Origin of the sequence: Terrabacter sp. RAF57 (assembly GCF_052113925.1) — a bacterium.
Lineage (GTDB): Bacteria > Actinomycetota > Actinomycetes > Actinomycetales > Dermatophilaceae > Terrabacter.
Window position 1 is genome coordinate 62680 of the sequence record NZ_JBFRDT010000004.1, and the last position, 14036, is coordinate 76715.

The 14036-nt window shown below is 70.7% G+C and carries 10 protein-coding genes; 5 read left to right on the forward strand and 5 right to left on the reverse strand.

The annotated features are described in order from the left end of the window. Nucleotides 1–12 precede the first annotated feature (12 nt). Entirely contained in the window at nt 13–1431 is a 1419-nt protein-coding gene (locus tag AB4Y83_RS07450) for a pyridoxal phosphate-dependent decarboxylase family protein (RefSeq protein ID WP_442296456.1), read from the reverse strand. Between the two features lie 162 nt (nt 1432–1593). Between AB4Y83_RS07450 and AB4Y83_RS07455 the strand changes: the two genes are divergently transcribed. Next, nucleotides 1594–3369: an HNH endonuclease signature motif containing protein gene (locus tag AB4Y83_RS07455; RefSeq protein ID WP_442296457.1), complete on the forward strand. Its 1776-nt coding sequence runs from the start codon at nt 1594–1596 to the stop codon at nt 3367–3369. Here AB4Y83_RS07455 and AB4Y83_RS07460 read toward each other — a convergent pair. Continuing rightward, on the reverse strand, nt 3309–3737 hold the full coding sequence (locus AB4Y83_RS07460; RefSeq protein ID WP_442296458.1) for a hypothetical protein: 429 nt from the start codon (nt 3735–3737) through the stop codon (nt 3309–3311). The genes AB4Y83_RS07455 and AB4Y83_RS07460 overlap by 61 nt on opposite strands. A gap of 83 nt (nt 3738–3820) precedes the next feature. Further along, the gene (locus AB4Y83_RS07465; protein ID WP_442296459.1) at nt 3821–5479 is read right to left on the reverse strand and encodes an NERD domain-containing protein; all 1659 of its coding nucleotides are present in this window, start codon (nt 5477–5479) and stop codon (nt 3821–3823) included. A gap of 185 nt (nt 5480–5664) precedes the next feature. Between AB4Y83_RS07465 and AB4Y83_RS07470 the strand changes: the two genes are divergently transcribed. Beyond that, nucleotides 5665–7605 (forward strand): hypothetical protein, encoded by a 1941-nt coding sequence (locus AB4Y83_RS07470; RefSeq protein ID WP_442296460.1) that lies wholly within the window; start codon nt 5665–5667, stop codon nt 7603–7605. 91 nt (nt 7606–7696) lie between these two features. Here the strand turns inward: AB4Y83_RS07470 and AB4Y83_RS07475 are convergent, their stop codons facing one another. Further along, on the reverse strand, nt 7697–8707 hold the full coding sequence (locus AB4Y83_RS07475; RefSeq protein WP_442275488.1) for an aldo/keto reductase family protein: 1011 nt from the start codon (nt 8705–8707) through the stop codon (nt 7697–7699). 74 nt (nt 8708–8781) lie between these two features. Here AB4Y83_RS07475 and AB4Y83_RS07480 point away from each other — a divergent pair, with 74 nt between their 5' ends. The 3 genes from AB4Y83_RS07480 (at nt 8782) to AB4Y83_RS07490 (ending at nt 12475) form a co-directional block, all read left to right on the forward strand. Then, nucleotides 8782–11448, forward strand: coding sequence for an ATP-binding protein (locus AB4Y83_RS07480; protein WP_442296461.1), 2667 nt, complete (start codon nt 8782–8784; stop codon nt 11446–11448). Nucleotides 11449–11525: 77 nt separating this feature from the next. Next, the gene (locus tag AB4Y83_RS07485; protein ID WP_442275490.1) at nt 11526–11777 is read left to right on the forward strand and encodes a DUF4242 domain-containing protein; all 252 of its coding nucleotides are present in this window, start codon (nt 11526–11528) and stop codon (nt 11775–11777) included. 290 nt (nt 11778–12067) lie between these two features. Further along, on the forward strand, nt 12068–12475 hold the full coding sequence (locus AB4Y83_RS07490; protein ID WP_442275491.1) for a transferase: 408 nt from the start codon (nt 12068–12070) through the stop codon (nt 12473–12475). A gap of 12 nt (nt 12476–12487) precedes the next feature. Here AB4Y83_RS07490 and AB4Y83_RS07495 read toward each other — a convergent pair whose 3' ends face one another. After that, complete coding sequence (locus AB4Y83_RS07495; RefSeq protein ID WP_056776090.1) at nt 12488–13873, reverse strand: NAD-dependent malic enzyme; 1386 nt, start codon at nt 13871–13873, stop codon at nt 12488–12490. Nucleotides 13874–14036: the final 163 nt, after the last annotated feature.

Here is a 14036-nt window from a genome sequence, read left to right on the forward strand (position 1 = left end):
GTCAAGAATCGGTCAGGAGGGGCTGGGATTCTGCTGGACATCCGCTGGGGACACGGCTCCGGCGGCACGCAGGATGGCATCGGCGGAGATGTCGATGTCGTGCTCGCTGGTCGTGGCGTTGGACACCGAGACGCGGATGAGCCGCTGACCGTGCCAGGTCGTGGCGCCGACCCAGCACGTGCCGTCACGCCGGACGGCATCGACGATCGCGTCCGTGCGACTGGGATCGCCGATGCTGACGAGGACCTGGTTGAGCACGACGTCGTTGTGCACGGTGGCACCGCCGACTGCGAGGCGCTGGGCCATGCGCAGCGCCAAGGCGCAGGATCGGTCGACGAGCTCGGCCACACCCTCGGTGCCGAGCTCGCGCAGGGCGGCCCAGACCGCGAAACCCCTTGCCCGTCTGGATGACTCGGGCGTCAGGTCGCCCAGGACGTGGTCGGACTCCGCGCCCGATCCGGTGAGGTATGCCGCCGCGTACGACATCGTGGCTGCGTGCAGGTCCGCGTCGGCACAGAAGGCGAGTCCGCAGTCATAGGGGACGTTGAGCCACTTGTGGGCGTCCGTGCCCCACGAGTCGGCGAGCTCGACCCCGTCGACGAGATGGGCGGTCCGGGGGCTCGCGGCCGCCCAGAGTCCGAAGGCACCGTCGACGTGGACGTATGCGCCGTGCTCGTGCGCCATCGTCGTTGCGGTCCTGAGGTCGTCGCACGCCCCCGTGTTGACGTTGCCCGCCTGCAGGCAGACGATCACCGGCCGGCTGCCGACGGACTCGAGGGCGATTCGGAGACGGTCGACGTCGATGGCGCCCTGCGGCGTGGCGGCGACGGGCTCGATGCTGCCCGTGCCGAACCCGAGCAGCCGAGCGGCCCGGTCGATCGTGGCATGCCGTTCCTCACTCGCGACGATGGCGATCCTGGGAGCACCGAAGAGACCGTCCCGCGCGACGTCCCACCCGACATCGGCGAGCACCCGCTGCCGTCCGACCGCGAGGCCCACGGTGTTCGCGGCCTGGGCACCGGTGACGAAACCCACCGAGGCGGACTCGGGCACTCCCAAGAGGTGCTTGGCCCAGCCTCCGGCCGCCCGTTCGGCCGCCGCCGCGGCGGGTGAGAGGACCTCGTTGTAGACGCACTGGTCCCAGCCCGCTGCAAGCAGGTCGGCGGCCGTGGCTGCCGCTGACGCTCCCCCGATGACGAAGCCGAAGAAACGTGGACCGACGGTGCCGACGAGGCCTGGGCGCGCGGCGACGATCAGCTCGTCGACGACACGGGTGGGATCGGTTCTCCTCGCTGGTAGCGGGCCGCCGAACGCTGCCGCCAGTGCGGCGCGATCGGCCGAGGGCTGCACCGGCCGGTCTGCGACGGTAGCGCGGTGCCGCGCCCCTTCGGCGGCGGCGTGAGCGAACAGCTGGTGCAGGTCGACATCCATCCCCGCACGTTCCTCCCGGAGGTGCACACGCACAAGGGGGCCGACAGCTGGGGCTGGTCATCGATGGCCGCGGCATGACAGTGCGCATGATCCGGCGATGCCAATTATGCTGCCGGACAACGAGACTGGGCTACTCCACCCCTTGACCAGCGAGTCGAACAGGTGTTCTACTGGGGTATGGACGGCGCGGCGGCAGTGAGGAGTCATCCCTCGACCGACCTTGCCCAGGCTTCCGATGCCGTCGTCGACCTCGACCGTCTCGCGACCCTCTATCGATCGAGGGTCGAGACCCGAGTGCCCGTCCGCCAGCGCGACCTGCCACGTCTCGAGCGCACGCTTCGAAAGCACGTGGCCGAGGCGGTGCTGACGCAGGTTCTGCCGGCGCTCGTCGGCGAGCTGGTCGAGGCCGTCGCCGACGATCTCACGACGGCGCAGGACGGCCAGTCGCGGACGGAGCTCGAGGCGCTGGCCGATGCGGACCTCAGGGTCGTCGAGTCCGTCGAGCGCTGCAAGGCGGTGCTGGACGCGGTCGCCCTGGAGGCCATGGCTCGGCTTCGCTCGACGATCGAGGCGGACGAGCTGGCGCGCTTCGCCGACCTCGACCGGCCGCGTCCTGCGGGCTGGATCGACCCCGACCAGCTGACTGCGATGGAGGTGTGCACGGCCACCGGGCTCGGCACCCACGAGGTGCGGAGTCGGCTCGACCTGGCCACCGCCGGCACTCCTGGGGCTGCCGCCCTCCGCGGTCGCCTGCAGCACGGCGCGCTCACGCTCTACCGCGCGTGCACGATCCAGGCTGAGATCGCCGCACTGCCGTCCGAGTGCGGGCCGGGCATCGTCGACTCCGTGCTCCGGTTCAAGGACGGCGCTCCACCCTCCCCCAGCCTCTTCCGCCAACGGCTCACGCGCGCGTGCCTGACCGCCGACCGCGAGGCCGGCGAGCGCCGACGCGCCGCCCGACGTCGTCGAGGCGCCCACGCGCAGATCGACCACGAGGGCCTCGGCGTGCTCACCGTCGTCAACGACGCCGACAAGATCATCGCCGCGATGGAGCGAGCCGATGCCGTCGCCCGGGCCGCTCGGGCCCAGGGCGACCCGCGCGATCTCGACTCGCTGCGCGCCGACGTCATCACCGACACCCTGATGTTCGGCTGGCCCGCGCCCGTCGGCACCGACCCGTCGATGACCGGCGCGACCGGCGCGACCGGCGCGACTGGCGTTGATGATGACGGATGCCGTGCCGGCAGTGAGTGGTTCACGCATCTGGGCCGTCGGCCGGCGGCGGCGGTGACGCTCGTGGTCCCGTTCACGACGGCCGTCGGGCTCACCGACACCCCCTGCGAGGTCCCGGGCCACGGCTGGGTGACGGCCGACCACGCGCGCCAGATCATGCTCAACGACGGCTCGGTGTGGCGTCGACTGGCCGTCGATGCGGACACCGGCGCTGCCGTGCACCTCGAGACGCAGGCCTACCGGCCGACCCCGGCGATGCGAGCGCATGTCGAGGCCGTCGACGGGACGTGCCGCGCGCCGGGGTGCACCGTGCCGGCCGCTCGGTGCGACCTCGACCACGACGTCCCTTGGCCGCACGGCCCGACCGAGGTCACGAACCTCACGAGCAAGCACCGTCCCCACCACAACCTGCACACGAACGGCCACTGGCTCGTCCGCCGCGAGGGCGACCGGGTTCGCTGGCGCACCAAGGCCGGTCGCACCTACGACACCTACCCAAGGGACTGGCTCGACGGCGTGCGAGACACGTCGCTCGCGCCCCCACCTCGGGATCGGTCGACCCGACATCGCTCGACCGATCCCGAGCCCCACCCTTCTGAACGTGCGGTGATTCTGAACGTGCGGTGGTGCCCTGCCAGACACCCTCACGACGCGGCGGTGAGTGGCTCGGGCAGGCGGAAGACTCCGTCGCCGGTGGCGAGGTAGAAGCCGAGCAGGTCGACCTCGTGGTCGGCGCAGCGGTCGATCGCCAGCTGGTGCCAGGCACGGTCGACGTCGTCGGGCGCCGTCCCTCGCGGTCGGCCCCGACCGATGAGGATGGAGCCGTCGTTGTCGGCCACGAGCGGCAGGAGCATGCCGAGCAGCTGGGCCAGGCCAGTGGCCTCGGCGTCCGGCGGGACGTCGTGGAGCAGGATCGGTTGGATGCCGCGGTCCTCGGCATCGCAGATCATCAGCGCGACGCACCCGGTGGCGCGGTCCGCGTCGCCGATGATGAGGTCGATGACGTCGGCGGCGACGCGACGGTTGGTCAGGGGGATCTCACTCGCCCGAGGGGGCAGGTCCTTGAAGGTCATGCCCGCCATCGTCATCCGGACGCGAGGCAGCCCGTCGAAGTTGTCCCCAGCCCCGGCGCCCGGCGCCGCCTGACACGACTGCGTCACCCGATGCCGAGCCGGTGAGCCACCTGGGCGCCACCGATCTCGCGGATGAAGTCCGGGTCCCCCACGACGACGAGCTCGTCGGTGGCGCGCGACATGCCCACGTAGAGCATCTCGCGGGCGCGCTCGGTCTTCTTCGCGTTGACGCAGAGGACGACCGCGCGGCGTTCGAGTCCCTTGCAGCCGAGGACGTGGCCATAGAAGACATCGTCGTCGTCCCAGAAGGACCGCCAGTATCCGACGTGGCCGTCCGCCTCCTGACGCTCGACCTGTGCCGGGTGCCGTGAGCCCATCGTCAGGAGCGCGACGTGCTGCGGCCGCCATCCCTCCTCGAGGAGCAGGTCGACCTGGTCGTCGGCGCTGCCGATCGCCTCCTCCCGAGGGCAGGCGACGAAGCGGACGTCGGCGCCGACTCCTCCCCGGAGGTGCATCCGCATCGGTGCGAGCGGCCCGAAGGCCCGGGCGATCTGCTGCGTGTTGCGCAGGTTGTGGTCGAGCACGAGTGGGACCAGTGGCACCGGCGGCCGGCCGAAGCGGGCGAAGATCCGCTGGTTCTCGTCGGAGTAGACGTAGAGACCGCCCTCGTCCTCGTCGCGTAGCGCCTTCATGAGGGGGTACCACCAGTGGTCGGCGAAGTCCTGGGCCTCGTCGACGATGACGGCGTCGAACTTCTTGCCGTCCGGAAGTGCTGCAGCGATCTCGGTCATCCGGGCAGCCAGATCTCGCTCCCAGAAGGCTGCGTCGTTGCGGTCGTGCGACGCGGTGTCGATCCCCCACTCGTTGGCGAGGTCCTCGAAGGAACCGACGAAGGCCGGCCGATGGTGCCTCGGCACGCTGGCGAGCTGCCGTTTGAAGTACTGGGAGAGGCCGATCGAGTAGCAGACGAGTGCCACACGCTGCGCCTTGCGATCGCCCTGGCCACGGGTGAGGTCCTTGGCTTGGGTGAGGGCCAGGATCGTCTTGCCGCTGCCGGCGCCACCCCGGATCTCCATCCGCCTGATGAGCCGCGTGACCTGGAGCAGAGCCGCCTGTTCCTGGGTCAGTCGGTCCGACGTTGCCTCCCGCTCGTCCGCGTCAGCGGCGATGTCGGGTACGGGGAAGCTTCTGCCCGTGAGGATCTCGACGATCAGCTCGACGTCCTCGGCAGTGGGGACGCGCTGGTCGTTCTCCTGCAGGGCTGCGACGTCGTGGACCCGGCCAGCGAGGTCGTCGAGGTCTCCGCGGCCACTGATCATCCAGCGCGGGCAGTCCGGGGTGGCGAAGTCGTCCGCGACGTCCGTGAACGGGACGACGACCGCGTGGCCAAACCGGACCCGGCTGCGTCGGTTCTTCCAGCGGGGGTCGGCCTCCACGAAGTCGCGCAGGGCGTACTTGCCGTCGCGGCACTGCTCGACGGGGCGCACCCGGCTCCGGCGCGCACCACCACCGGACCACCAGTGGCCCTGCGCGTCGACGGAGACGCTGCCGCCCTTGACCTCGACGACGACGACGCCCACGTCGGGCATGAGGACGACGACGTCGAGCTCGTGGTCCTTGCGCTGTGAGGTGAGGCGGATGTTGGGCAGCAGCACCGTGCCCTCCGCGACGCCACTCGCCAACCGCTCCCAGACGAGACGCTCCGACTCGTGCGCGAACCGCGCACCCTCCCCCTGTGCCATGCCCGCAGGGTAGCCGTGCTGCGCGACCCGACCTCGTAGTTGCGCAGATCCGTCGAACCGCACCCGCGTCCGCAGCACCGGCGTACGCTCGACAGTTGTGCGAGCGGCGCTCCCACACCAGCGAACATCCGAAAGGTGGCCAGGCTCCGCTCGACACATCCGCGCAGATTCTTCCGGAGGTGCTCATGCGAAAGATCATCGCCATCAGCGGAGCCGCGGCCATCGCCGCAGCGCTGCTGAGTCTGCCAGGAGCCGCGAATGCCGCCCCTTCTGACACCCGCCAGATCACGTCCTCTGGCACGACCAGTATCCGCAGCCTCGGCACCGGCGTCGACGGGCTCCAGCAGCCCGAGCTCAGAGCCGGACCCGACGACGAGCAGGGTGGCGTCCCGTCGACCCGCCCCGACCCGAACTTCAAGCACGGCATCTTCCCCAAGCACCCGCTCGATGCCCCCGTGGTGGCGTCGAGCGCCGTCGCTGCGACGAACCCGGCGGTCCGGGCCAGCATCCAGGGCCTCAACCACCGCGACCAGCGGCTCGCGAATGGCGGCAACCAGTTCTCGCTCGAACCGCCAGACCAGGCCCTCTGTGTCGGCAACGGCTTCACCGTCGAGTCGGTCAACAGCGTGCTCCGCGTCTACGACTCGAACGCCGTGCCGCTGACCGGGGTGCAGGACCTCAACACCTTCTTCGGCTACCCCGCAGCCATCAACCGGACGACCGGCGTCGTCGGGCCCAACGTCATCGACCCGATCTGCCACTACGACCCCGACTTCCAGCGCTTCGTCGTGGCCATCACGACGCTGCACGTGGACGCGAACGGCGACTTCAACGGCAGGAACACCATCGACGTGGCCGTCTCGAACTCGAGCAGCCCGACGGGCACCTGGACCATCTACTCGGTACCGGCCCAGAACGACGGCACCGAGGGCACGCCGAACCACGGCTGCACGACGGACGGCGTCACGCCGGGACCGTGCTTCCAGGACTACCCGCACATCGGTGGGGACGCCAACGGCATCTACATCACGACCAACGAGTACGACCTCTTCGGGCCGAACTTCAACGCAGCCCAGGTCTTCGCGTTCTCGAAGGCGCAGCTCGCCACCCACCCGGCAGCGGTCCGCATGACGCTGGTGCCGAATCTCAACCTGGCCGGCACGCCCGGCTTCACCGTGTGGCCGGCAACCTCACCCGCGGGCCAGTACGAGAGCGCCGCCAACGGCAGCGAGTACCTGCTCAGCTCGGTCGCCGGTGACGGCTCGGAGACGGGCAACCCGACCGGGACCGCCCGGCGCATCGGCCTGTGGGCGCTGACCAACACCGCATCGCTCGACGCCGCCACCCCGGCGCTTGCGGTCACGAACAAGCTGGTCAACAGCGAGACGTACGTCTTCCCGCCGAAGGCCGACCAGAAGGCGGGCGACTTCCCGCTCGGCCAGTGCATCAACGACACGACGATCGCGACCCCGTTCGGTCCCGGGTGTTGGCAGCTCTTCTTCAACCCGCCCGAGCCGGCGCACGACGAGGTCATCTCGCACCTCGACTCCAACGACACCCGCATGCAGCAGACGTGGTTCACCAACGGCGTCCTGTGGGGCTCGGTCGACACCGCGGTGCGGGTCAACGGCGAGCTGCGGGCCGGCATCGCCTGGTTCTCGGTGGAGCCCAAGATCAACGGCGCCGGCAAGGTCGGCGGCAACATCAAGAAGCAGGGCTACCTGGCCCTCGCAGGCAACAACCTGACCTACCCGGCCATCACCATGCTGACCACCGGTCAGGGCGCCATCGCCTTCAGCGTCGTCGGACGGGACCACTTCCCCAGCGCGGCCTACGCTCCGATCTCGTCGAGCGGAACAGTCGGCCCGATCCACATCGTGGCCGAGGGCATCGGCCCGGCGGACGGCTTCACCAGCTACAAGGCCTTCGTCGGCACCCCGATCCGCACCCGCTGGGGGGACTACGGGGCAGCCCTCACCGACGGCCGGTCCATCTGGATCGCCTCGGAGTACATCGCCCAGACCTGCACCCTGGCGCAGTACCTGACTCCCCCGATCGGCAGCTGCGGCGGCACGCGGACCTCTCTCGGCAACTGGTCCACGCGCCTGACGAAGCTCACGCCGTAGCGACCGCCTGACCACGCGGCCACGCACGTGTGCCGCCCAGCCTCGCGAACCCGGCTGGGCGGCATACGTTGTCGGGCATCAGGGTCCGACGTCAGGCGACGCGCTGCTGCGGCGCCGTCTCCTTGGTCTTGCCCGGGTCCTTCTCGACGATGTCGCCGAGGACGTCGTCGATCTTCGTCATGAGCTCGGGCTCGAGCTTCACCCCGGCCGCCTTGACGTTCTCGGCGACCTGCTCGGGACGCGAGGCGCCGACGAGCGCGGCCGCCACGTTGGGGTTCTGGAGCACCCAGGCGACGGCGAGCTGGGCCATGGTCAGACCGGCCTCGTCGGCGATCGGCTTGAGCTTCTGCACGCGGGTCAGCACGTCGTCGTTCATGAAGCGCTTGATCATGTCGGCGCCGCCCTTCTCGTCGGCGGCGCGCGAGCCCTCGGGCGGCTGCTGGCCGGGCTGGTACTTCCCCGTCAGCACGCCTTGGGCGATGGGGCTCCACACGATCTGGCTGACGCCGAGCTCCTCGCACGTCGGCACGACCTCGCCCTCGATGACACGCCACAGCATGGAGTACTGCGGCTGGCTCGAGATGAGCTGGAAGCCGAGCTCCTTCGCGAGAGTGACGCCCTCGCGGATCTGGTCGGCGGTCCACTCGCTGACGCCGATGTAGAGCGCCTTGCCCTGACGCACGACGTCGGCGAAGGCCTGCATCGTCTCCTCGAGCGGCGTCTCGGTGTCGTAGCGGTGGGCCTGGTAGAGGTCGACGTAGTCGGTCTGGAGGCGCTCGAGCGAGCCGTTGATCGACTCCATGATGTGCTTGCGTGAGAGGCCCGTGTCGTTCTTGCCGCCGGGGCCGGTGGGCCAGTAGACCTTCGTGAAGATCTCGAGGCTCTCGCGCCGCTCGCCCTTGAGGGCGTCGCCCAGAACGCTCTCGGCCTTGGTGTTGGCGTAGACGTCCGCCGTGTCGAAGGTGCTGATGCCGGCGTCGAGCGCCGCCCGGACACACTGGGTGGCGACGTCGTTCTCGACCTGCGAGCCGTGGGTCAGCCAGTTGCCGTAGGTGATCTCGGAGATCTTGAGTCCGCTGTTGCCGAGGTATCGAAAGTTCATCCGTCCACCGTATGCCGCCTGCGATGTTGCTCGGACCCCGCTCCCCGGCGAGGGGACGCACGTACGATCGCGAGGTGACGCTTCTCGAGCGCGTCGAGCACCTTCGCGCAGTCGCTGGCTACCTGGACGACGCACGCGCTGGGCACGGGCGACTGGTCTACGTCTCGGGCGAGGCCGGCATCGGCAAGACCACCTTCGTCTCCGCCGCGGCCTCCGAGCTCGAGACCGGCGCACGCGTCGCCATCGGCAGCTGTGACGGATCCGCCACCCCCGCACCTCTCGGTCCGTTGCGCGACATGGTGCCCTCGCTCCCGGCGGGCCTGTGGCCGGAGGAGGCGAGTCGGCAGGACGTCTTCACGCGCCTCGTCGACACCCTCCGAGACGCGCCCCCGGACCGGCCCTACCTGCTCGTCATCGAGGATGCGCACTGGGCCGACGAAGCCACCCTGGACCTCCTGCGCCACGTGGCTCGGCGCGTCCACGGCTGCCATGCCCTCGTGCTCGTCACCTACCGCCCCGAGGACGCGGGTGCCGGCAGCGCTTTGCGAATCCTCCTGGGGGACACGGCATCCGCCAGTGGGACCCGGCGGATCGACCTGCCGCCGCTCAGCCCACGGGCCGTGGCGACCCTCGTCGCCGAACGCTCGCGCGACCGGCTGTCTCAGACCGGGATCGACGTGGAGCGACTGCACGACGTCACGGGCGGCAACGCGTTCTTCGTCACTGAAGTGCTCTCCGGTGACACGGTCGGCGTGCCCCCGACGGTGCGCGACGCGGTGCTCGCCCGCGTCGCTCGTCTCCACGAGTCGTCACAGCGAGCCCTCGAGGTGGTCGCGCTGACCGGGTCGAGAGCCGAGACCGACCTGCTCGAAGGACTCCTGAGCGAGGGTCTGGCCGTCCTCGACGAGCCGCTCGCCCGGGGACTGGTCGTCATGTCGGGCCGGGAGGTGACGTTCCGTCACGAGCTGGGCAGGCTCGCCGTCGCCGACGAGGTTCCTGCCGGACGACGGCTCCACATCCACCGCCGGCTCCTCGCGGCGCTCGAGAGTCGCGGGGCCGACCCGGCACGGATGGCGCACCACGCCGACGCCRCCGGGGACAGCCGGGCCGTGCTGGCCCATGCGCCCGAGGCCGGCGCGCGGGCCGCTCGCCTCGGCGCCCACCGGGAAGCCGTCGACCAGTACCGCCGCGCCCTGCAGCACGCGGACTCCCTGCCTGACACGGAGGTGCCCGCCCACCGCCGGGCCGACCTGCTCTGGGCCCTCGGCTACGAGCTCTATCTCACCGACCGCATCGAGGGCGCCATCGAGGCGGTCGACGCGGCCCGCCGGATCTGGGACGCCGACGACGACGCCACGCGGGTCGGCGACGCGTGGCGGTGCCTGTCACGGCTCAGCTGGTTCGCGGGGCGCAAGGCCGAGGCCGAGACGCAGGCCGCTGTCGCCGTCGACGTGCTCGAGGGGAGCTCGACCTTCGAGCTGGCTCTGGCCTACAGCAACCTCGCGCAGCTCCGCATGCTGGCCACCGACCTGGCCGGCACCCGGGAGTGGGCGCACCGCACGCTGGACCTCGCCGACTCCCTCGACGACCTGGCGCAGCAGACCGAGGTGCGCGTGCACGCCCTCAACAACCTCGGCACGATCGAGATCGCGGCCGGTGACTTCGCCTCCGGGGCCGCCATGCTCAGCGACAGCCTCCAGCAGGCACGCGCCGCCGACCTCCACGAGCACGCGGCTCGCGCCTACTGCAACCTCGCGTCGAGCGCCGTGCTGCAGCGGCGGCACGAGGACGCACGGCGCTACCTCCTCGAGGGCATCGAGTACTGCTCAGAGCGCGATCTCGACTCGTGGACCCTCTATCTCGAGGGGTGGGAGTCACAGTTGCACCTCGACCGGGGGGACCTCGGCGCGGCGCGCGCCCGGGCCGAGTCCCTGCTCCGCCATCCCGACATCGCGAGCGTCGGCGAGATCGAGCCGCTCGTCACCCTCGCCCACGTGCGCGCTCGCGTGGGTGAGCCCGGCGGCGACGAGCTGATGGCGCGGGCGTGGTCTCTGGCCTCGGGGATGCGCGAGCTGCAGCGGGTGGCTCCGGTCGTTGCCGTGCGCTGCGAGGCCGCCTGGCTCGCGGGCGACCTCGGCGCCGCCGCCCGTGTGGCGGCAGAGGCCTGGCCGCTCGCGGTCTCGGCCGACTGCCCGTGGAATCGCGGCGCCGTCGCGCGGTGGCTCGTCGGCGACGGCATCGAGGCGCTCGGCGAGCCTGACGGGTCGGTTACCGACCTCGAGCTGGGCGGCCCACTCGCTCCGCCTTTCGCCGCGGAGGTTGCCGGTGCCTGGCGTGAGGCCGCTGACATCTGGAGGTCCCTCGGATGCCCGTTCGACCAGGGGCTCGCACTGGCGCGCAGCGGCGACCGCGAGGCCCTCACGGAGTCGATCGCGGTCTTCGAGCGGGTCGGTGCCCACGCTGCGGCGGCGCGATCGCGCGCCGAGCTGCGCACCCGTGGCTGGCCCGCGCCTCGTGCCCCGAGAGCCACCACCCGCGAGCACCCCTCAGGCCTGACCCCGCGCGAGACCGAGGTGATGGAGCTGTTGACGCAGGGCTACTCGGACGCCGGGATCGCCGAGCGCCTCGTCATCTCGCGGCGCACCGCCGAGCACCACGTCTCGTCGGTCCTGACCAAGCTCGGGCTCGAGAGCCGGCGCGAGCTGCTCAAGATGGGTGGAGCGAACGGGGTGCGTGGGTAGTCGGCACCCATGACCTGCGGTTCGGCGGGAGCGACGCTGGAGACACCCAGCTCTCCCATCCCGAAAGGACCACGAGCATGCCGCTCTTCATGGACGTCCACTCCCTCGGCGACGGGGTCACGATGGACGCGGTCGCCCAGGCACACCGGGCCGACCTCGCCACGCAGGACCCCCACGGCGTCAACTACCTGCGCTACTGGGTCGACGAGCGCCGGGGCCAGATCTTCTGCCTCGTCGAGGCTCCCGACGCCGAGGCTGCCAACACCGTGCACCGCGACGCCCACGGGCTCGTCGCCGACGCCATCTACGAGGTTCAGGAGGGCGTCTGACCGCCCCATCCGCCCCACCCGCACCACTGCCGACCGCCTGACGCCCAGCCGCATGCCGCCACCCGAGGTGACGGCATACGGCCACGTCGTCCTGCGCCCACGCGGTCGCCCACCTGTCATCCCCGGTCGTCCCGCACCGTCCCAGCCGATGGAACCGCACGGTTGGCTCGCGCGTTGGGCGGGTAGACACCAGTCATCACCTCGACGGAATCTTCATGTTCACTTGAACGTTGATCCAGACGAGGCACGCGTGGACAGACGGTCCACGCACGACCCGAAGGGGGTGCACGATGAGGCGAAGGAAGTACGAGGAGTTCGAAGAGGACAACGGAACCGTGCTGCGCTACGCCCGCCACGACAACGGTGGCGGTTTCGTCGAGTCGCACGCCCACGTCGACCCTGCGGCCTACGTCGCCGAGAACGCCTACGTCGACCGCGGAGCGGTCGTCGGCGCGGGAGCCCGCATCGCGAGCGGCGCCTGGATCGACCGCGGCGCGGTCGTCCACGCCGGAGCCAGCATCGGCACCACGGCACACGTGGCCGCCGGCGCCGTCGTCGGGCGCGATGCCCGGATCGGCGCACGCGTCAAGATCGGCGCCAACGCCCACGTCTGGGACGGCGCGCGCGTCGACAGCGACGACGTCATCTCCGAGGGCTCTGTCGTCCGCGCCGGCTCCCAGCACCGCCGCGCCGCCTGACGCCGGGTCCGGTCAGCGGGTGCCGGCCACCCGGGACACCGCTGCGGCGACCGCCGGCGCGACGCTCGCGTCGAAGACGCTGGGGATGATGAAGCTCGGGTTGATCTCGCCCGGCTCGACCGAGTCGGCGATGGCGGTCGCCGCGGCGACCATCATGGCGTCCGTGATGTCGGAGACGCCGGCGTCGAGCAGCCCGCGGAAGAAGCCCGGGAAGACGAGGACGTTGTTGATCTGGTTCGGGTGGTCGGAGCGGCCGGTCGCGACGACGGCGGCGTGCTCGCTCGCGGCGATCGGGTCGACCTCCGGCACGGGGTTGGCGAGGGCGAAGACGATCGCGTCGGGAGCCATGGTCGCGATGTCGTCACCCGTCAGAAGGTCCGGCGCCGAGACGCCGATGAAGACATCCGCACCGACGAGGACCTCCTTGAGGGTGCCGCTCTGGTGACCGGTGTTCGTGTGGTCGGCGATCCACTGGCGGAAGGGCTCCATGCCCTCGTTGCCGTTGTGGACGGCACCCGTGCGACCGCAGGCGACGATGTTGCGGGCACCCTGGGTCAGCAGGAGACGGATGATCGCGTGACCCGCGGCACCGACGCCGGACACGACGATGTGCACATCGTCGATGGACTTGTTGACGACGCGCAGGGCGTTCTTGAGCGCGGCGAGGACGACGATCGCGGTGCCGTGCTGGTCATCGTGGAAGACGGGGATGTCGAGGAGGTCACGCAGGCGTGACTCGATCTCGAAACATCTTGGGGCAGAGATGTCCTCGAGGTTGATGCCGCCGTAGACAGGGGCGATCGCGCGCACGATCTCGACGATCGCATCGGGGTCCTGGGTGTCCAGGCAGACCGGCCAGGCGTCGACTCCCCCGAACTGCTTGAAGAGCGCGGCCTTGCCCTCCATCACCGGGAGGGCCGCGAGCGGGCCGATGTTGCCCAGCCCCAGGACGGCCGAGCCGTCGGTGACGACGGCGACGGTGTTGCGCTTGATCGTGAGACGGCGGGCGTCCTCCGGGTGCTCGACGATCGCCTGACAGATGCGGGCGACTCCGGGCGTGTACGCGCGTGACAGGTCGTCGCGGTGCTTGAGGGGCACCTTCGGGTTCACCTCGATCTTGCCGCCGAGGTGGAGCAGGAACGTCTGGTCGCTGACCTTGCGGACGACCGCCCCCGGGATCGCGGCGATCGCCTCGGTGATGAGGTGACCGTGCGCCTCGTCCCGCGTGTCGCACGTGACGTCGACGACGAGCCGGTCGGTGCGGCTCTCGGCGACGTCGAGCGCCGTGAGGGCTCCGCCGGTGGACGAGACGGCGGTGGTGAGAGCCGACGTCGCGTTCGCGGCGGCCGGCACCTCGACCCGGACGGTGATCGAGTACCCAGGACTCGGGATGGCCATGACAGTCCTCTCGCGTGGAGCAACGGTGCCCGACCCGTTCATCCTCCACCCGCGACGGTCGGCCCGCTCGGATGCCGACCGTCTCGTCAGGAATGTCGCCGGCATGCCGCAGAGGTCGTGGCCGGCGCATCCGTTTCGTGACCGGCCCGGACGCGCGCCCCTT

Excerpts from the sequence above, each read along its gene's own strand:
- AB4Y83_RS07490 (WP_442275491.1), top strand. The coding sequence starts at position 12,068 with ATGAGGCGAAGGAAGTACGAGGAGTTCGAAGAGGACAACGGAACCGTG.
- AB4Y83_RS07450 (WP_442296456.1), bottom strand. The coding sequence starts at position 1,431 with ATGGATGTCGACCTGCACCAGCTGTTCGCTCACGCCGCCGCCGAAGGG.
- AB4Y83_RS07475 (WP_442275488.1), bottom strand. The coding sequence starts at position 8,707 with ATGAACTTTCGATACCTCGGCAACAGCGGACTCAAGATCTCCGAGATC.
- AB4Y83_RS07495 (WP_056776090.1), bottom strand. The coding sequence starts at position 13,873 with ATGGCCATCCCGAGTCCTGGGTACTCGATCACCGTCCGGGTCGAGGTG.
- AB4Y83_RS07485 (WP_442275490.1), top strand. The coding sequence starts at position 11,526 with ATGCCGCTCTTCATGGACGTCCACTCCCTCGGCGACGGGGTCACGATG.
- AB4Y83_RS07465 (WP_442296459.1), bottom strand. The coding sequence starts at position 5,479 with ATGGCACAGGGGGAGGGTGCGCGGTTCGCGCACGAGTCGGAGCGTCTC.
- AB4Y83_RS07470 (WP_442296460.1), top strand. The coding sequence starts at position 5,665 with ATGCGAAAGATCATCGCCATCAGCGGAGCCGCGGCCATCGCCGCAGCG.
- AB4Y83_RS07460 (WP_442296458.1), bottom strand. The coding sequence starts at position 3,737 with ATGACCTTCAAGGACCTGCCCCCTCGGGCGAGTGAGATCCCCCTGACC.